The sequence below is a fragment of the Alicyclobacillus kakegawensis NBRC 103104 genome, from assembly GCF_001552655.1.
Classification (GTDB): Bacteria; Bacillota; Bacilli; order Alicyclobacillales; family Alicyclobacillaceae; genus Alicyclobacillus_G; species Alicyclobacillus_G kakegawensis.
In genome coordinates this window covers 1-19,641 of the sequence record NZ_BCRP01000035.1, presented here as the reverse complement: position 1 = coordinate 19,641, position 19,641 = coordinate 1, and the positions used below count along the sequence as shown (strand labels likewise).

15 protein-coding genes and 1 pseudogene are annotated in these 19,641 nt (G+C 54.1%); 2 read left to right on the top strand and 14 right to left on the bottom strand.

Going from position 1 to position 19,641, the window contains the following annotated elements; genetic code table 11:
* Positions 1 to 529: 529 nt before the first annotated feature.
* A pseudogene (locus tag AK2_RS17565) lies at positions 530 to 701 on the top strand (IS5/IS1182 family transposase); the annotation flags it as partial.
* 325 nt (positions 702 to 1,026) lie between these two features.
* On the opposite strand, the gene AK2_RS15455 reads toward AK2_RS17565, so the two are convergent.
* From AK2_RS15455 to hisD, 7 genes are read right to left on the bottom strand one after another with little or no spacing between them, the layout of a single operon-like run.
* Positions 1,027 to 2,229 (bottom strand): hydroxyacid-oxoacid transhydrogenase, encoded by a 1,203-nt coding sequence (locus AK2_RS15455; protein ID WP_067936729.1) that lies wholly within the window; start codon positions 2,227 to 2,229, stop codon positions 1,027 to 1,029.
* Positions 2,230 to 2,259: 30 nt separating this feature from the next.
* Positions 2,260 to 3,699: an aldehyde dehydrogenase family protein gene (locus AK2_RS15450; RefSeq protein WP_067936726.1), complete on the bottom strand. Its 1,440-nt coding sequence runs from the start codon at positions 3,697 to 3,699 to the stop codon at positions 2,260 to 2,262.
* Positions 3,700 to 3,734: 35 nt separating this feature from the next.
* Positions 3,735 to 4,511, bottom strand: a complete 777-nt coding sequence (locus tag AK2_RS15445) for an SDR family NAD(P)-dependent oxidoreductase (protein WP_067936720.1) — start codon at positions 4,509 to 4,511, stop codon at positions 3,735 to 3,737.
* The gene (locus AK2_RS15440) at positions 4,499 to 5,416 is read right to left on the bottom strand and encodes a 3-hydroxyacyl-CoA dehydrogenase family protein (protein ID WP_067936716.1); all 918 of its coding nucleotides are present in this window, start codon (positions 5,414 to 5,416) and stop codon (positions 4,499 to 4,501) included. The genes AK2_RS15445 and AK2_RS15440 overlap by 13 nt, the downstream gene beginning before the upstream one ends.
* A 50-nt stretch (positions 5,417 to 5,466) precedes the next feature.
* Positions 5,467 to 6,771, bottom strand: a complete 1,305-nt coding sequence (locus tag AK2_RS15435; protein WP_067936712.1) for an MFS transporter — start codon at positions 6,769 to 6,771, stop codon at positions 5,467 to 5,469.
* A gap of 44 nt (positions 6,772 to 6,815) precedes the next feature.
* Positions 6,816 to 7,880: a LacI family DNA-binding transcriptional regulator gene (locus AK2_RS15430; RefSeq protein ID WP_245632943.1), complete on the bottom strand. Its 1,065-nt coding sequence runs from the start codon at positions 7,878 to 7,880 to the stop codon at positions 6,816 to 6,818.
* Positions 7,881 to 7,894: 14 nt separating this feature from the next.
* Positions 7,895 to 9,187 carry a histidinol dehydrogenase gene (gene hisD, locus AK2_RS15425; RefSeq protein WP_067936706.1) on the bottom strand — a complete coding sequence of 431 codons (1,293 nt, stop codon included), beginning with the start codon at positions 9,185 to 9,187 and terminating at the stop codon, positions 7,895 to 7,897.
* A 1,672-nt stretch (positions 9,188 to 10,859) separates the two neighbouring features.
* Here hisD and AK2_RS15410 point away from each other — a divergent pair.
* On the top strand, positions 10,860 to 11,060 hold the full coding sequence (locus AK2_RS15410; RefSeq protein WP_067936697.1) for a helix-turn-helix transcriptional regulator: 201 nt from the start codon (positions 10,860 to 10,862) through the stop codon (positions 11,058 to 11,060).
* Positions 11,061 to 11,870: 810 nt separating this feature from the next.
* On the opposite strand, the gene AK2_RS15400 is transcribed toward AK2_RS15410, so the two are convergent.
* The 7 genes from AK2_RS15400 to AK2_RS15370 all read right to left on the bottom strand — a co-directional run bounded on the left by AK2_RS15400 (position 11,871) and on the right by AK2_RS15370 (position 19,472).
* Positions 11,871 to 13,322, bottom strand: coding sequence for an NCS1 family nucleobase:cation symporter-1 (locus AK2_RS15400; protein ID WP_067936690.1), 1,452 nt, complete (start codon positions 13,320 to 13,322; stop codon positions 11,871 to 11,873).
* A gap of 13 nt (positions 13,323 to 13,335) precedes the next feature.
* Complete coding sequence (locus tag AK2_RS15395) at positions 13,336 to 14,004, bottom strand: AroM family protein (RefSeq protein WP_169794812.1); 669 nt, start codon at positions 14,002 to 14,004, stop codon at positions 13,336 to 13,338.
* A gap of 11 nt (positions 14,005 to 14,015) precedes the next feature.
* On the bottom strand, positions 14,016 to 15,389 hold the full coding sequence (locus tag AK2_RS15390) for a dihydroorotase (RefSeq protein WP_067936683.1): 1,374 nt from the start codon (positions 15,387 to 15,389) through the stop codon (positions 14,016 to 14,018).
* Positions 15,390 to 15,393: 4 nt separating this feature from the next.
* Positions 15,394 to 16,644, bottom strand: a complete 1,251-nt coding sequence (gene ertE, locus AK2_RS15385) for an N-carbamyl-l-glutamate amidohydrolase ErtE (protein WP_067936679.1) — start codon at positions 16,642 to 16,644, stop codon at positions 15,394 to 15,396.
* Positions 16,641 to 17,408: an IclR family transcriptional regulator gene (locus tag AK2_RS15380; protein ID WP_067936675.1), complete on the bottom strand. Its 768-nt coding sequence runs from the start codon at positions 17,406 to 17,408 to the stop codon at positions 16,641 to 16,643. The genes ertE and AK2_RS15380 overlap by 4 nt, the downstream gene beginning before the upstream one ends.
* A gap of 409 nt (positions 17,409 to 17,817) precedes the next feature.
* On the bottom strand, positions 17,818 to 18,300 hold the full coding sequence (locus AK2_RS15375; RefSeq protein ID WP_067936672.1) for a macro domain-containing protein: 483 nt from the start codon (positions 18,298 to 18,300) through the stop codon (positions 17,818 to 17,820).
* Positions 18,301 to 18,350: 50 nt separating this feature from the next.
* On the bottom strand, positions 18,351 to 19,472 hold the full coding sequence (locus AK2_RS15370; protein ID WP_067936667.1) for a hypothetical protein: 1,122 nt from the start codon (positions 19,470 to 19,472) through the stop codon (positions 18,351 to 18,353).
* Positions 19,473 to 19,641: the final 169 nt, after the last annotated feature.

The window sequence follows — 19,641 nt, the reverse complement described above, 5'->3', positions numbered from 1 at the left end:
CCTCCCAGCAAATATCGGCCTCCCTCTTGTTTTTCAATGGCTCGTGGTCTCCGACAAAAAAAGAGCGGAATCCTATCCCTCAATGTGGATTCCGCTCTCTGATCAAGACTCTTTTCAGATTTACACGTTCAATAACGCCTGCATGAGTGGCTATTCCCGCTCATGCGGCCTGGTCAATCCAGGGCTTGCTCATCGCAAGCCCACCGGCGTTAGCCGTGGGGTGGTTGACGCTTGCACCTTCTCCACACACATCTATCACCGGCCAGCCTGTCACATCAAACAGGAAGTCCCCGGACGACTCAAAAACGCACATCAATTCCTTCTAATCCATATGAAGGGACCTTTGCGTTTTTTCTGTTGCTTGGCCACAACTCCTCCTGCAACGTGCGTAGAGTCTCCATGAATACCTTATCACGCTCAGCCAAGTGCTCCTCGAGTCTTTCGTCACGTTTGCGCCTGGCTCCTCTCCAGTCACCTTGTCCAGGACATAGGCGCAGACAACCGCGAACCAAGGCAAGCTGCTGCTGGAACCTGCGCTCCTGCGAACATTGCCTACCACGGATCCGTCCTTGGTGAATGAGGCTCGCGAGAATCTGGAGAAGATGATTGATGTTCTACATGTAGTGCGGGAGCCGGGCCAGCGGAAACCACGCACCTATCGGAAGCAAACGCGTAAAGCGTACCTTGCAGGGGCAAGGCAGCATCTGACAGCACCCATGTAACGGCACGGGTTTGTAGGTTCAAGATTGGACTACATGGCCGAAAGCCCCACTTGTGGTGGGGCTACTCCACAGTCTTCGATTTCCATTGTCACTGCACCGTCGACCCTTGAGTTCCATGATCTTGGGTGGAAGTTTTCACACCGAGACGCTTCAGGGCATCGACAGACATCGCGCTTGCCGGTAGAACACTGAGTGTCGATCCACACTCTCAGATGGCTTTGCTGTCAATTTGGCAGCCTCGCAATTCACACCACTATCTTAGACTCTAACAGTACTCATCCCGCCAATCTTTCATACCAAGTCATCACAGGGCCTTACGGACCAATTCTATCAATTCGTCCTTGGTCGGCACCCGTGGATTGTTGCGAACAAGCCTGGATATTTCTAAGGTCTTTTCAGCGATTTCCGCTAAATCGGTTTCCTGAATACCTATTTGAGATAGATGGGTCGGGAGCCCAATGGTTTCGACCAGCTTCAACACAGTTCTTGGTGCAGCCAAGGCCGCTTCAGTCGCATCCAGCCCCACCGTGCGAGCGCCTAGATAGCCGGCTACTTTCTGTAATTTGTTCGCGGCCACTGTTGCATTGAACTCCATCACATACGGTAACAGCAGGCCGGTTACTTCCCCATGCGGAGACTTAACGAGGCCGCCGATGGGATAGGCAAGTGCATGCGCCAAGGCCGTACCCGCGTTGGAAAATGCCATCCCGGCCAGCGTGCTCGCCAGCAGCATGTTCGACCGCGCCTTGAGATTGCTGCCTTGGTGTACTGCGATGGGTAAGTTTTCAGCAATCAACTCAATCGCATGCCTTGCCAGCGCGTCCGAGATGGGCAACGCTCCTTGGAAAAGGATGGGCCCCTCCACCTCGACGTACTGATAACTTTTCGCAGTATATGCCTCAATCGCGTGCGCCAATGCATCAATTCCTGAGCACGCCGTCACGTACTTGGGCAGCCGCAACGTCAACTCAGGATCGAGCAAGGCCACCTCTGGCCGCAGGTGATTATCGGAAATACCAACTTTCAAATTGTTCTCCACGTCGGTCAGAACCGCCACTGGCGTCACCTCAGAGCCAGTTCCAGCCGTGGTCGGTATGGCAATCAGCGGTGTAATCGAAGCAGGCACCCTATTTTCACCAAAATAATCCGATGGATGCCCTCCATGCGCCAACAGCAGCGCCGTAACCTTAGCGAGATCGATGCTGCTGCCACCGCCTAGCCCGATAATGACGTCGGGGTCACACTCCGACTTTGCGTACTCATAACATTCACAGGCAGTGGCAACCGGCGGCTCCGGCACCACCTTATCGTAGACCGAGACAACGTATTTTTCCCGCTCAATCACGGCCAAGACGCTATCCAAAATGCCTGCTCGGCAAACGCCCGGATCCGTGATGACAAGTACACTCCGGGCGTTGAATTGATTCAGGATGTCACGCAGGCGCTGTATAGATCCAACACCGAAGACAATCTGCTTAGTCGCCCAAAATTCCCAGACGTGGTTCATCTGTCTTCTCTCCCACCCTAAATGAAGGTATTAGGCTAGATCAATCACAACGAGACGTTCATCCGTCATTTCCTCGATGGCATAACGGGGTCCCTCCTTACCGACCCCGCTGTCCTTGACGCCCCCGTACGGCATGACATCCGCCCGATAGGTTGACACATCGTTTATGATCACGCCACCAAATCGGAGTTCTCGTGCCGCCCGCATGGCCAGCTGCAAATCGGAAGTGAAGACACCTACCTGTAAGCCAAAGCGTGTGTCGTTTACCCACCGGAATACCTGGTCAATATCGTCATAAGGCGTGATCGAAATGACCGGTGCAAATACCTCTTCACACACGACTTTCATGTCAGACGTGACGTTGGTCAGGATGGTAGGATAAAACAGTGCACCGTCACGTGTGCCGCCACAGACAACCTGCGCCCCACCGGCTCTCGCTTCCTCAATCCACGACTCCACCCGCGCCGCTTCCCGCTCCGAAATCAAGGGACCGACGTCTGTCTCTGGATCCCGTGGATTGCCCACCCGCAAGGACTTGGTGAGCTCCACGCTCCGCCGTAAGAATTCATCGTAGATGTCTCGGTGCACATAAATTCGCTGCACGGAAATGCAGGCCTGCCCGGCGTTTGAGTATCCACGCGTGACACACAACTGGACCGCCCGATTCAGATCGGCCACATCTTTATGCACGATGTTTGGTGAGTTGTTTCCCAGTTCCAACGTCACCTTGCGGATTCCCGTGACCCGCTTAACGTGCTGGCCAACGGCGGGGCTGCCAGTGAATGTGAACATAGCGATTCGATCATCTTGCAATAGGTACAGACCGGCTGTGGCACCGGTGCCGTTGACGACATTGACAACCCCCTTTGGTAGCCCTGCCTCAATCAGTACATCTACCATCTTGCACGCAGTGAGCGGCGTCTTCTCAGCCGGTTTCAACACCACGGTGTTTCCCGCGGCGATCGCTGGTGCCAGTTTGTGCATGACCAGGTTGAAGGGAAAGTTGAACGGCGTGATGGCGCCGATGACGCCGACAGGCATTCTCAGGGTGAAGGCCAATTTACCGTCGCTCTTTGACTGGGCCAGGGGGATACCGCGTCCGGCGATTCGCTTCGACTCCTCTGCCGCGGCAATCAGCGTCTGAATCCCCCTCTCCACCTCTGCCCGAGCGTCTTTTATCACCTTTCCGGACTCGCTGACAATGGTTTGTACAAAATCCTCCTTCCGCTCCTTGAAGATGGCCGCCGCCCGCATCAAAATCTCGTAGCGCTCCCTCGGCGACAGGAGAATCTGCTGAAAGGTGTCTAGTGCATTTGCGACTGCGCGCGAAACCTCCTCACGCGTCGCATCACCGATGCGCCCGATTTCTTTTTCGGTATACTTGTCGTAAACCGGGATAGTACTGTCGGCAGGCTCCCATTCCCCATCTACGAAATGACCATATGTTGGAATTTCATACTTAGTTGCCATAGAGGATTACCTCCATCTCTTCTATTCAGTTCTATTCAGTCCATCCAAACGCCTGTGGTTACACCAAAATCTGCACCTGTGATGTCCTCCGCTTCCTCGGACGCCAGAAACGCTACCAAGTGCGCCACCGAGTCGGGAGAGACAAAACGGTGGAGTGGACTTTGGGCCAAGAATGACTCGGAGACCTGAGCAGGATCGATACCGCGGGCACGGGCCTGACTCTCGATGACAGCCTGAATGCGAGAGCCTTCGACGTAGCCGGGGCTGACACTGTTCACCGTGATCTCTCGGCTTCCAAGTTCCAGAGCCAAGGAGCGTGTCAAGCCAATAAGCGCCATCTTGCTTGCAGCATATGGCACGCGGTGGTACAGGGGACGTTTGCCCGTCATCGAAGCAATGTTGATAATCCGCCTCGGCTTCATCGATCGCTCCATCAGAGCAAGAACACTTTTACACATACGGAAGACGCCCTGCACGTTGACTCGAAACACCTGCTCCCATTCATCATCCGCAATCTCGTCGATCGGAGCCGTGGGGCCGGCAATGCCAGCATTGTTAACGAGTACGTTCAAATATGGATATTCCAATGCAATTTTCGTCACCAATCGGTTGACCGAATCCAAATCTGTCACGTCCAGCGTCTCAAGTTGATACGGGCAGTGATCTCGGTCTTTGTCGTGGACTGGCGCGCGGGATGTAGCAATCACTGTGTACCCCCGTTTCGCGAGGACATTCGCTATGGTCTTGCCAATGCCTTGCCTACCACCAACGACCAGAGCGATGCGGGGATGTGTAGATTTCAGCTCCGACATCCATCTCCCTCCCAAACCTGACGTTGTTTGTTCAACGCCTGGTCACGTGTGGCCAAGAGGGACGCAAAGTCTTCTGCGTATTGAAAGAATCCAGCTCCTGACTTTACGCCGAATCGCCCTTGATCGACTTCTTCCTTTAGAAGTCGAGGGCACTCGAAACGCTTACCCAGTTTTTCAGTCAAATAATTGAAGATGTTTTCGTAAACATCCAGTCCTGCCCAATCAGCCACGGTCAGTGGACCGAATTCTACGAGACGGAAGCCCAGTGTCGCTCGCACGAGTAAGTCCAACTGCTCTGCCGGAACGATACCCTCTTCTACACAGCGAATGGCCTCTTGTACCATTGCCATCTGAATGCGATTGACGACAAAACCGGGGTAGTCAGCAACTTGAACGGGTATTTTGGAAACTTCCTTTAACAGCTGACACGTCCGGCACAATGTTTCTTCAGACGTATCTGGGCCCGCGATAACTTCGACTCCCGGGACGAGATGAGGCGGGTTGAACCAATGGGTTCCGATGGTACGCTCCCGGTTGTGCGCAAGAGTAAACACTTCCTTCATGGAAAACGCCGATGTATTGGAAGACAAAATGGCGTTCGGGTTAATGTGACTGACTGTACGCATGACTTCCCTCTTCAGGGATAGGTCTTCCGGCACCGCTTCCAGGATGAATTCGGCTTCGGCTAGCGCCTGTATTTTCCTTGTAACGAAAAAACCTTTCATTTTTTCTGTGCACTCGTTGTCTGAGTTGCCGAGCGTGCGGAGTCCCTGTCGGATTTGTGCCTCCGCCCGCTGACGCTGATTTTCGTCGGGTTCCACACCAATCACATAATACCCGTGTTCGAGAAAGACTGTGGCAAATTGACTGCCCATCGTTCCCAGCCCTAGCAGCCCTATTCTCATTCAGCACCCCACCTATATCACATAATGGATCTAATTACAATTTATTGATCCTACATGTCCGTAACGCGACCAACGAGGAATTGTGCGACGGAAGCCCGATCGGCATGAACCCGATAAAGCAACAGGAACGCCAACGCGCAGGCCAGTGTGACGCCGGAGGCTACGAATATAGCCGGTGTGAACGAACTAAATTTCTGTAGAACAAAACCCATCAAAATGGGAGAGAGAATTCCACCAATGTTACCGATGAAGTTCACGAATCCGCTTGAGAAGCCAGCACCTTGCTGGCCACCAACCTCTGCGGCCGTCGACCACATCGGGCCCAGAATGGACATGACAAACGCATATCCCAGTGACATCGCCGTGACCGAGATGTACATGTTGGCGACGTACGAGGTGACAAACAATGCCACGGTTCCCAAGACGAGCCCAAGTGAGATCACGATTCTGCGAGCTATAACTGAGTCTACTCCCCGGTTCGTCATGCGTCGGACAATGGCCCCGGAACCGAGCACAGTGATTAGCCCAAACACGTACGGCTCCATCGCCATCACGCCCATCTTGTTTAGCGACATATGGTATTTGGTCGTCAGATAAGATGGATACCAAGTCAAGAACATAAAGTTAATAAAGTCTAACCCGAAATTCGTAATTCCGACCGCCCACAGTGATGGCCTGCAGACAAGAACCTTGTACAACCCTTTGGGAGCTCGATTGTTGGAAATCTGTACTTGATCGCGGCGAATCCAGTCGAGTTCCTCTTTCGACACGTGTGGATGATCTTCGGGATCGTCTTTTGCATACCAGTAGAACACCGTTCCAAGAATCCCAGCAATCAATCCAGTAATGATGAACGCCATCTGCCAACCCCAGTGAACAAGAATGAGCGTTACAATCGGTGGAGCAACTGCTGCCCCAATCACAAGCCCCAAGTTTTGTAGTGACATGGCTTGTGAGTATTCCACGCGAGGAAACCAACGACTCAGCAGCACGGATGCCGCAGGCCACGTAACGGCCTCGACCAGCCCGAATGGAATCCGAAAAATGATCCACGCCGCGTATGAACTCGCAGTGGTCGTCAAGACGAGCAGGATGCACCAAGCCCAGAGTCCGTAAAAATAGGTCCGCCTTGGCTTAAGCCAATTAGCCACCATGCCGGCAGGAATTTGAGCAATGGCATAGGCCCAGGAAAACGCGCTTAGAATCAGCCCAAGCTGCACAGGTGTCAGGTCAAACTGCTTTGAAATCACAGGAGCCGCCACAGACAAGTTCGTACGGTCAAGATAACTCACGGTGCTGATAAGAAAGACCAGAAACATAATGATCCATCGGATTCTCGTGACCTTTCCGCTCATGGAAACACCCCGATTTCGTCAATTTTTGTCTCATATTGACTGAGTCAACTGCTACACATTTTCCTTTTGTCGGCCACCGTGCTTCTGACGACTAGCTCTCCTGGAATGAAGTCGATGCGCGATTCCGTGCTAGCCCCGTCGATTTCATTCAGCAGCTTGTCCACGGTCCTCTCAATCATTGCGGTGACAGGCTGGCGAACGGTCGTCAGTGAATACGCTTTCCACGAAGCCAAGGAGATGTCGTCAAAGCCCACTACGGAAACTTCCTCCGGAACCTTGATACCTAAGGACCGAGCCGCATCCAGTACCCCTAACGCCATGATGTCGTTGGCACAAAAGACGCCATCCGGCCGCTCGTCCATGTCAAATAGTTGCAGTGCTGCATTATACCCGCCCTCGTAGGTGTAATTTCCGCAAACCACCACCGGTCCTGGACACCCGGCGTCAGCCAACGCGCTGCGAAAACCACGTTCGCGATCAATGCTGGTTGACGTGTTCACTGTACCTGATACGAAAGCGAGCTTCGTATGGGCCGTACGAATGAATAACTCGGCGACAATTTGACCACCGCGAACGTTATCGCAACTCACCGCCGAACAAGGTGCATCACGAATGTACCGGTTGAACAGAACTATCGGGATACCGTAGTCTTGGATGCGCGTGACTAGTGAGGAGGAAAGGCGTGCGGAAACCGCAATGACGCCTTCCACCTCATACTCAACAAGCGGTGCGATATCGTCATGGTCAATATCATCCCCCGCCGAATTCACAAACAGGACATGAAACCCGAGCTCCCGAAGTACATTGGTGAACCGCTCAATGACTTCCGGATAAAAAGGGTTTTTGATATCGGTGGTAACCAGCCCTATCATCCGAGAACGGCCCGTTATGAGTCCTCGCGCAATGCTGTTTGGTCGGTAGCCCATCTCCTTCGCAGTCCGCAAGATCAGCTCCCGTTTTTCCGGCGAAACGGAGCCGTTACTGAGAGCTCTCGAAACCGTCGACTGGTTGATGCCGAGAACACGAGCTATGTCGGAAGTGGTCACCCGCTTATGACCGACACCCCTACTTTTCAACTGGTTCGGCTTAGTTGGCTTTGGTCGATCCATCACCGGTCACCATCCTACCTACTGGTTGCAGCCGCCTTTCCGTAACGGCGTACCCGAAGCAGTGCCTGTTCCCTGTGTCCCGCAAAGTTCTCTAAGTCGCACAATCGTGCGGCATATTCACCGACAAATGCGCTCGCTTCGGGAGTGCACTGCTGATAGGTACACGTCTTTAGGAACTTACCTACCCACAACCCACCTGTGTAACGTGCGGCCCCTTTCGTAGGGAGAATGTGGTTCGTGCCAATGACCTTGTCGCCATACGCCACATTCGTCTCTGGCCCGAGGAACAACGCTCCGTAATTCGTCAGATGTTCCAGGAAATAGCGAGGCTCTTTCGTCAACACCTCCACGTGCTCGTACGCCAACTTGTCCGCCTCGGTCACTGCCTCTTCGAGACTGTCAACCAGGATGATGATGCCGTTGTTTTCCCAGGCTTGCCGCGCGACATCGGCGGTTTCCAACGTCTTCAATTGCTTTTCAATCTCCGCCAACGTGTCTACGGCTAGCTGTTCTGAGGTAGTAATCAGGGCAGCCGGAGAAGTCGGACCGTGTTCCGACTGACCTAACAAATCGCATGCGACCATTTCTGCATCGGCCGTCTCATCGGCAATGACAAGGATCTCAGTCGGACCCGCGAACAAATCAATACCGACTCGTCCGTAAAGTTGACGTTTCGCTTCGGCCACAAAGGCATTTCCGGGACCTACGAGCATGTCGACAGGAGCGATAGTTTCGGTACCCAATGCCATGGCTCCAATGGCCTGAACACCTCCCAATACATAAATTTCGTCGGCTCCTGCCAATACCATCGCGGCGATCGTTGCTGCCGGAATCTGACCATTAATAGGAGGTGTGCACGCAACAACACGCTTCACGCCGGCGACCTTCGCCGTCAGCACACTCATGTGTGCTGAGGCAACCATCGGATAACGGCCACCAGGAATGTAACAACCCACACTGTTCACTGGAATATTCCTGTGCCCTAGCACAACTCCCGGGATAGTTTCCACTTCCACATCGCGCAGAGCCTCCCGTTGCTTTTCAGCAAAACGACGAACCTGCGTTTGAGCAAACTTGATGTCGTCCAACGTGCTTTGTGGAACGCTTTCAAGAATGTCATCAATCTCGAATCTTGACAGGCGAAAGCTGGCAGGCTCCCATTTGTCGAATTTGACGGAAAGCTCACGGACAGCCGCGTCCCCGCGCTGTTCAATATCCGCCAGAATGGATTTCACGGTCTCAGAAACCTGTTCGTCGACTTGCTTGATTTCTTCCTTAGGTTTTCCTTTTTTTAGAAAACGTGTCACTTTATAACTCGTCCTTTCCTTGCATACGTATGCGAAATAAATGCATACGTATGCATAAATTGACTTTAACTTCATATACATGAACATAATAAGCCACATATTCCATATTGTCAATCACTAGCGCTGCCATCCTAGGCCCCCACATATCTTTTCTCCCATCTGCATGCTTGTGCGCGGTTTTTTCACCCTTGGGTATGAGCCGTACTCGCCGTCGACTCCGTTCCGCCTCGATCGACTTTTCACAGCACCAGGACAAATTTTCCCCACGATTTGTGTCGGATGGCGTATGAAATGGGCCCGTGGCTACCCGGTGTTCCACAGCAGCTGCGCTATTTGTGGGGGACACCAGCGGATCTGCTCCTTCATCGCCTCTACAACCGCCTGTAACGGGATGTGCCAGGTTCAAAAAGTGCAGATGCCCGTATACATACACGTACAGCAGATTCACCGCTAGCACCAGAATCCCCAGCCATGCCCGGATCGCCCTTGGGTGATGTACAAACGGATGATTCATGTTCCAGTACGTCTTCAGGTCATGGAACCCGTTGTTCTCAATATCCCATCGAGCGCCTGCAACGCGATCCACTGTCCGCGTGGACACCGCCTTTCTCTTGCACGTGGTGGCGATCCAACGCTCCACCACATCCGGCTGCACTCGCTCTTTCATCCCACAGAAAACCCGCCGTTGTGTCGTCCGAATCACCTTGACCATCCGCATCGGGACGCGAACCTGCGGCCAACTGTCAGATCAGACTCGTCCCACGCCTCCACTTGCACCCGATTCCCCTTGCTGTTCCACTCCCCCCACGTCACGTCTGCCGGGCAATGTTCAAACAGCATCTTGGGCATCCTTCATGGATCGAACACCGCTGTTCCTTCATCCGAATTACGCTGTCCTTCCCCGCATCCAGCGCCGCATGGACAACCCACTTCGCTTTGTTTCAACGCAGACGGATGTACTTTTCCATCTAGCCTCCCATGTTCCCTTTTGCATTGGCTGCGTTGACGAGAGCATCCGGATGTATTTTCGCGAAGTCACCCGTTTGAACGTGTATTGGCATGATGACTGGCTCCTTTACGAAGATCCGACTTGTCATCATGGCCGCAATATGGGCCCTACTGGCTGGCCGAAGGTTGATTCATGTCGGCCCTCATGGCGTGCAACGTATACGCTGCAAATCTCCAGAAATACGGCCAGAACCAAAAGGCTCATGATGACGATTGGTTGTTTCATTCTTTCTCGTTCCCCTCCCTCAAACTTGGTCTCGTGCGCCCCCTTGGGGGCCGCGCGAGGCTGCAAACCCGCCGCGCCAGGCGCCAGAGGCTCACTGCACCTTGGGGTTAAGCGCGGTACCGGACTGAGCGAGCGTAGTGTACGAGCGAAGGAGGATAAGGAGCGCGGCCCTTTGCGGTAAGGGGGTGCGGTGGAATCCTCGCAACCGGTGGCATCGAATCCGACGCACGAGACCACTCTAAGGCCGGGTATCCATGACCTTTCCGTTTTCACAAGGGTTGGGTGGGTTCGTCAAATACACAAAAACGTCCGGAGGGCAGTTATCCCGGACTCAATTGTAATAAATTCCTGTAAAGAGGTGTTGACACCCGTTTGCAGAGGATGTACTATGTGCTTGTAAATAAACCTTTACATCCAAAAAGGAAGTCAGGTCTGTATATGGTCAGAAACATCATAAGGGAGCTTCGAAATGAGTTAGGCATTACACAAATTCAGTTTGCCAAGGATTTGAAAATTACTCGTCAGACCGTTATTGCTATCGAAACGGGCAAGTACAATCCAAGTCTGGAATTATCGCTCAAAATTGCTCGGTACTTCGGCAAGAGAGTGGAGGATATTTTTGAACTGGTGGAGGAGTGAGCGAATTTGGCATCGAATATGAATCAGGTACCCAACGACCGTGTTCAGTTTTGGATCCGTGAATTCATTTACCCTTTTATAGCGTTCGGGATCATCGCTATAGCAACTAATCCTGATGCCCGCTCAAGATTGATGGCTTTTCTTGAAATGTTCATTCTGTACTCTGTGACCAGCTTTCTTTTGAGGACTGGCTGGAAATATTTCAAGCGAGCTAAGGGATTCGACGGAGGGCCGTATACGGACCCAACCGACGAACGAATCGAAAGGCGTATTGGAGAATTCTCAAGACGGTTCTTGTTTCTATACCTGGTATTTTCGTTCCTGTTTGGGTCGATTCTGTATTACGTATTCCATGTTACAATGCTCAAAACAACTTGGGTTTTGTCGTATTTCTTCATTAGTTTCGTCATCTTGATGACAATATATCGCATCATACGTTATATGTAAATACGGGACAGTGCACACCCCTCGAAATCGGGGAGTGTGCACCATAACGGTGATACGTTCTACAGCATTCCACCGCACTATACACCACAAATATCGCTGCATCCAGCCCAGCAACCGAGGGTGATGATCCCGATGCATGCGACTGTACAAATTGGCCATAACCCACCCATAAAGATGCAACTCGTCATACAATCGGCCATGCCAGCATACCCACCAACTCCGTTACATAGTGACTCATACAAATCTTCGCATGAAAGTGCCTGCGGCCCAGCAGTCATCTCTGGTGCAGTCGTGGAAACCAGCTGGCCTTTGGCGTCAAGTTGCCCAATATGTGGCCGAAGCCGACCGCCCAATTGAGGCGAGCTATGCCTCGACAGCTTCCTCCTTCGTGGGAATCTCGTATTTCGCGGCCTTCATGAAGATAGAATACACAATGAAGCCAAGTCCAACGCCGACGAGCCAGCCGTACCCGGAAAGGGGTTTCAAGGCGGGCAGGAAATTCCCTGCGAAGGATGCCAGCATGGCGATGACGAGAGAAACGATTGCGTACAGGTTGAAACCTTTCGAGTACCGGTATACACCATGGACCTTGTACAGGTGCGAGACAGACACGGACCGCTTCCGCAGTAGCCAAAAGTCGGCAATCACAATGCCTGTAGCGGGGCCGAGGAACGCTCCGGCGGTGTTCAGCAGAGTTTCCAATGACTGCGGGCTTTGCATGAGTCGCCACGGCATCATGACGAACGCGATGATCATGCTGATGAGGGCGGCGGACTTGAAGTTCAATCGCTTCGGGAGGACATTTATCAGATCGTAAATCGGGGACACCAAGTTCGATGCCACGTTCACGGAAATCGTGGCGGCGGTGAGAGACGCGGCGCCCACGATGAGCACGAACGGATTGTGAAAGTGCTGCAGCAGCTGTACCGGGTCCCAGATGGCCTTCCCGAAGGCGACGATGGTGGCGGAGGTGATGAACCCGCTCATCAGGGAGAACACGAAGGTCGTGATGGGCAGTCCTAGAAATTGGCCTATGACCTGATCCTTGGTGGTCCGGCTGAAGCGTGTGAAGTCCGGGATGTTCAGACCCATCGACGCCCAGCTACCAATCACGCTAATCACAGCTGGACCTAAGGCCGACCAAAACCCTGCAGGGGATTTGAACGAGCTGTGCTGGTGGAACAAGGGTCCGAATCCGTGCACGATGGCGAACGCCCACACCACGAGACCGAGCATGATAACCAGGACGAGCGGCCCTGCCCAGTTTTCAAATCTGCGGATGATGTCCATTCCGTGCAGCGCCAGCAGTCCCTGCAGGAGCCAGAAGAGCAGGAGTGCGATCCACCCGTTTGCCGGCATTCCCAAGAACGTGCTTGAAAGCTTGGCCCACCCTGGTGCGATGAAAGTGATGAGTGCGTTTAGGGCCGTGGACCCCAGATATGATTGGACGCCGAACCATCCAATAGCAACGAACGCTCGGATAAGTGCAGGAATGTTAGCGCCAAACACGCCGAACGCCAGCCGCGCGAACACGGGAAAGGGGATTCCAAATTTGTTTCCCACGTACCCATTGAGACCGAGCGGGATCATGAGAATACAGTCTGCGATGAAAATGGTCAGAAGCGCTTGCCAGATGTTCATGCCGAGGGCAATGAGACTTGCGGCGACCTCGTAGTTAAAAATATTGTGAACCATTCCCATCCACAACGCCATGTAGCTGTACCATGTCCATCTGCGTTCGGCAGCCGGTACGGGGAGCAAATCGTGATTGGTCAGTTGTTCGTCATAGATCATCTCGTTTTTTGCCAGAGCCATTGTCATTCACCTCTCATGGCGAGATATTCATATGGCGATGCAAGATGGAGCGTACCAGCTCGGCGGGCCAAATGATGGTGCAGTCGAATTCCTCGGATACGGTTTGAAGGTCTTGCCTCGTGTAGCCCATGCAGTCCAGAACGATGAGGTGGGGCGTTCCGCCTAACCTCTCTCTCATCAGCCTGCAGGATTCTCGAATCTGTGACTCATCTGACCGCGGCGGGAGGCAACAGGCAGCGGATTGTGCAAACAGGTTCCAACGCGCTTCACCCGCAGCCACCTGTCCGAGAACCGGTACAAAAACACCTAACCTTGTGTGCCCGACAGTTAAGGCGGATACGGTTTGAGTCAAAAGTTTGTCAATTCTAAGCACAAAGTCTCCTTCGCCAACTCCCGGGAAAGATTCTGTACACAAAATGGCGATCAGCGAAGGTCTTTTGGGAAGCGCGGAGACCACTTGCCGTAGGCGATGATACAAACGACGCCTCCCCAGGATCACCTCCTGTCCTCGAAACCAGGTGAAGATAGGCAGATCCTCGTCGTCAGGATTCCACCTCAGTTCGGCAACTTGGTCCTCGCGAAGTGTATCCAATGCACCGATGAACGTGACCCCGTCATGACCCGCCAGTCCCAGCGCGTCCATCGGGTCAGGGCGAGGAGATTCACCGATGGTAATGAGCACGATGTCGGGCCTCATTTCGGTTTCACCACCTTTCCATGGCCTGGGGACACAAGGATTTTTCCGTCTTGATACACCACCTCTCCGCGCACGATAGTGCACTCCACCTTTCCTTGCACGGGGATGTCGTCGAAGATGCGGGCAATGTCCCTGGCCTTTGTGAGCATCGTTGTGTGTTGGAGTCGCCACTTCACGTAGGGATTCACGATGGCAAAGTCCGCGTCCCGTCCCACCGAGATGGCTCCCTTCTGGTGGTCAATCCCAAAGATTCTCGCCTGGTTCTGCGCGGTCAATTTCGCCAGTCGCAGAAAATCCAGCCTTCCTTCCGCCACCGCGGTCAGGAGCAGGGGGAGCTCCGCTTCGAACCCGGGAATGCCCGATGGCGCCAGAAAGATGTTTTCGAATCCCAGGTCCTTTTCGGCTTTTGTGAAGGGGGCGTGATCTGTCCCGATGTAGTCGATGGTCCCGTCCATTACAAATTCCCACAGGCCGTCGCGTTCCTCTTTGGTGCGCAACGGCGGGTTGATCTTGGCATACGGACCAAGCTCAAGAAGCCGCTCGTGGGTGAAGAACAAATATTGGGGACAGGTTTCTGCGTACACCTGGACCCCTCGGCGCTTGGCGTCGCGAATCAACCGCGCGCTGTGCGGGGACGTCACGTGGACAATACTCACCGGCGTTCCGGTATACGCCGAGAACAGAATGACGCGAGCGACTGCCTCAACCTCAGCGATGACGGGATGGGATTCTGCGTGCGCGGCGTAGTCCGTGCGTCCGGCAGCCTCGAGGTTTGTGCGCGCCAACTCGAGGATGTCGTCATTCTCCGCGTGAAAGCAGACCAAGCGGCCTGTGTCCTTGAGTTGGGCGAGATCGTTGAACAGTTCACCGTCGTCCACGGTGAACAACCCTTCGAATTCGTGTTCCCGGCCAGCCTGCGGGCGGTGCAGGAAGATTTTGTAGCCTATGACACCCGCATCCGCCATTGATTGGTACTCCGCCCGGGCGAAGTGGCCGCCGCCAGCGTAGAACGCGACGTCCACCACACTGTCCCGTTCGGCCGCCCGCATCCGGTCTTGCACAATGCGCGCCGAGCAGACGCTCGGAGTGGAGATGGGCATCTCGAAGATGGTGGTGATGCCTCCCGCCGCGGCTGCGGCAGTACCCGTCCGGAAATCTTCGCGTTCGGGGTGCCCCGGGTAGCGGATGTGCGTGTGCGTGTCAATCACCCCCGGCAACACTACACACCCCGTCGCATCGATGATGCGATCGGCCTGGAGATCTGGGGCGTGATCGAACAATCCGACGATTTTGCCGTCGTGGATGGCGATGGAGCCGTTCAGGTAGCCGTCTTCGAGCACGATTCGATCCGACCGTATGATGAGGTCCATGGTGTCAGCCTCCTAATTGATGATCAAGTTTGAGGATGGTCTCGCCCAGCACTTCGATGCCGCGGGCAATTTGTTCGTACGTTGCGAACTCCTCCGGATGGTGGCTGATACCGCCACGGCAGGGGATGAAGATCATTGCCATAGGCACAAGCGATGCCATCTGCGCGGCGTCGTGTCCCGCCCCGCTCGGTAGGCGAGTGTGCGCGTATCCCAGCTCGTCTGCGGACGCCTCGATGGCTTGCATCAGGGGCTCGTGTGACAGCACAGGAGTAGACTGGCTGATGGGGATGATCACCACCTCGCAGTTCTCTTCGTGAGCGATCTGCGCAATGACGCGCTGCATCACGTCGGACGTTTCCTCCAAAACGCGGGGCTCCAGTGCCCGAATTTCGAGAGTGAAAGTCACCCGGCCCGGGATGACGTTGGCGTGGTTTGGTTCGACTGTCAGTTCCCCCACGGTTGCAACGCACCATCCCTGTTCCGTCCGGGACTTCGCGATGTTTCGTACGGCATCGACCATTCTGGCCGCGGCGACCAACGCGTCCCGCCGCAGATCCATGGGAACGGTCCCGGCATGGCCTTGCAGTCCGTCCACCCGAATCCGGTGGCGGTGGATCCCCGCGATTCCGGTCACCACGCCGACGTCGAGACGACGGTTTTCCAACACGGGGCCCTGTTCAATGTGCATCTCGAGGAAAGCGGCGATCTCGCCCGGTTGGCGGAGCGGAGACGTCAGAACTTCCGGTCGGCCACCCATCTCCCGGATGGCTTCCAGTAGTGTCCGCCCGGAGGAGTCACGGCTCTGCAGCATGTCCGCGGTCAATCTGCCGGCCATGCCCCGGCTGCCCACGGTCGACAGGCCGAAGGCGCTGGGTTCCTCCGCGAGAAAGTCGACCACTTCAATCGCATGCCGGGGCCGCATGCCCGCGTCGGCCAACGCGCGGATCACCTCCAAGCCCGCGACGAAACCGACCGTTCCATCAAAGCGGCCGCCGTTCTCGACCGTGTCGATATGGGAACCGGTCATCAGGGCGGGAAGCCCCGGTTCCGTCCCCTCCAAGCGTCCAATCAAGTTGCCTGCCGCATCGATAGATACTTGAAGTCCGCAGTCGCCCATCTGGTTCACCAGCCATTGTCGCGCCGCTTGATAGATACTCGTGAAGGACCGCCGTGTGTATAGAGTCCCAGGCTCATGGAACTTGGCTAACGCTTCCAACATCCACTGGATTCGCGACCGGTCTACGGATAAACTCAAGGTTCCTCACCTCGTTGCGACGGAAATAGGAAGTGACTGAGTTGTTGGGCAGCCTCTTTGATTACCGGGACAAACTTCTCAGGCTCGAACCGTCCCAGCGGCCCAGCGAGCGACAGTCCATACCGGCAACTGCCCGTCGCGTCGAACACGGGGACGCTGATGGCGAATGCATCACTGTCCACCTCGGATGATGTCGTCAGATAACCTTGCTCTCGAGCGGACCGTATCTGCTCCCGGACCACCGCCTCCGTGATGTTCCACCTGTCCAGAAGCCCGGTCTCCTTGGCCATGGCCATGTATCGCTCGAGCTCGTCGTCTTCCATGAAGCACAGTAGGATCTTGCCCGACGCGCCGCTGCACAGGGGCATACGCCGTCCGACTTCAAACGAGAGCCGAATTGGCCGAGGGCTTTCCACTCGTGCGACACAGATGGCGTCAGGATGGGATACCGCTGTCAGCATGGCGGTTTCGCCCGATTTCCGGACCAGGTCATGCAGGATGGGTGAAACCGCGGTCTCCATATTCTTGATCTGATGATCTGTCATAAGGCCGAGCACCAGGAAGCCGAACCCTAGTCTGTAGCAGCCTGGGGCACCCGGTTCGACGAAGTTCTTGCTTCGCAATGTCCCGATAATGCGGTACAAGCTGCTACGAGAAATGCCCAATTCCTGTTCTAAATCGGATGCTTTGGCTTCTCCTCCTCTGTGAGCGATGGTCATGAGCACGTCGAGTGCTTTATGCAATGTGGACAATTCATCCCGCATATCGGTACAATCACCCCAATTATGTATCGAAATACGGTACTCATACAATTAGTAACGCAATATGATTTGGAATGTCAATAGGAAGAGGTCAATTGTGATGGGGGCGGGGTGTTCACTAAAGGCGTGTACCACGAACAGACAGAGGACCGCTTAGATGTCCCCTGGTTCACTATGAGTGCTGAGATTGAGCAATACATACTCGAAATGCAGTAAGTTAAAATGAGGAAAATAAAGGGGTAATTTCTTTGGGGATGAGACTATGGCTACATTCAATCGTGGTGTTGGTATCCAATGGCTACGACCTTTCTTGCTTGAAATTATCTTTTCTCCCTTCTATTGTATTATGTCCTTGAATCACTCACTGTCGATTCTGGAAGTCATTTTCGTAGTGCCCTTTTGCCAACTTTGATCAATCGCAGCGGATTACGACAATATCTAGGTCTTGGGCCTCTCCAAATTTGACCTCGTACAACTCTTCTACGTCCCGCACCTGTACGCGGCCGGTTCCTGTTCCAAGCAGAAGCACCGCAACGGTCCGGATTCTGAGCGAATGACATACATCTCTGATGTTGTCTACACAGCGTTCGACCACCTCAATGCTCGACCGCGAACCCGGCTTTAGTATCGTTACAGCATGTAAAACCCATGTGGCCGGCAATCCATGAGCACCCGCGACGTATACATCGCCGAGGCCAGGGGGATTGGCGCGGACAACTCGCTTGGCCTCCTTTTCGACTGCGCCGGACGTCGCGTAATGGATGCTTTCAGCCACGCCGCGCAACCGGATGTACTTCCCCAGCCAGCCACCCATGTATCCTTTCGCATTGGCCGCGTTAACAATGGCATCTGCGCGTATCTTCGTGATATCGCCCGTTTCGTTATGGAGTGTCATCAGCGTTGCATCTCCTTGTACACCTGTACGGGAGTCTCATTCGTTGTTTTCTACCAGTCAATCACGCGAAACTCTACCGGTGCATAGTTCCCGCGCGAACTGCGCCATTTTTCGAGAGTCTGCTTCTCACCTTCACTGACCACGTATACAACTCGACGCACGACCCCGCGAGCCGCACTGGCAGGCATGGTTACGAGAGACGCCACGTGACCTAATGAGGTGCCATATGTTGTGTCCACATGCAGCGTCTCGGTATCGTTGAACATCACCCATCTAAACGGAATCTGGTGGTGGTGCAATTCCCTCACGTCCCACCCCTCCACTTGTTTACGTTGAAACAACGGCTGCATCACCAGCGTGTTATCTCCGTGCAGGGCCGCGTTCAGCCAAGTGGGGTGGTCCAGACTGTATTCGTAGGGCAGGATCATCAGGTTCTGATACATCCCGTACAGCGACTGCATGGCCATTGGGAAAAACCGCTCGTAGCTCTTCATTCCCATGAACAGCACCGGATCAAAGTGATGAAGCAATTTCTCTGGGAACGCTCGGTGCACGTAATTCAGGTATCCTCTTGCCGTTTTCAGGTACAACCCAACACAAAGATCCTTTCCGTCACGCCGTCGTAAAAAGCCAGCCGCTGTGGGCCGATGTTCCCATACGCTCTTGAGCTCCCTGATGCTCTGGTCATCGGATTCACGCGCAGGTTCCCATGCACGCTGCCTACCCAGCCAATACAAAACGCTCTCCCACTGAAGGTCGGTGCCGCCAGCCATCCGAGCTGCCACCACCGCGTCCGCCATCTGTAAACAACGAACCAGATTGTTAGGAACCATGTCTCCAGGCCTATCCGTATACCCCCACCTGTCCACACCGAGCAATTCTTCCATCTCCGCGATTCCATGTGCGTTCAGATGGAGTACATCTATCCGGTGTGTTTGACGCCATCTACCACCGCGGTACAGTAATATCCCCGAGCGATGACGACGCCCCACATACCCCGTTCGATCTAAAATGCGAGTTACTGTGTTCAAGCTGCCTATCCCTATCAGGGCACGCAGTTGGTCTACTGTAAGTCGCTGATGCATGTATAAAATCTGCATCATCTCCTTCGCTTTCTTCAGTGTCTCCGGTCGCATCTCGGCCGGCCTCAACCGTAACTCTCGCTCCGACATGACTCTCTTCATCCTCTCGTTACTATGTGCCTCAACGGTTCGTTACGGGGCCCAACAATTGTTGCGCCCCGTAACCTCGAGCCACATTGTTGGAGAACTCAAAACCGAATCGAATCGCATTTATTTAGTCACTCCAAGGATTTCTTGCATTTTCTATACCCAAGATTTC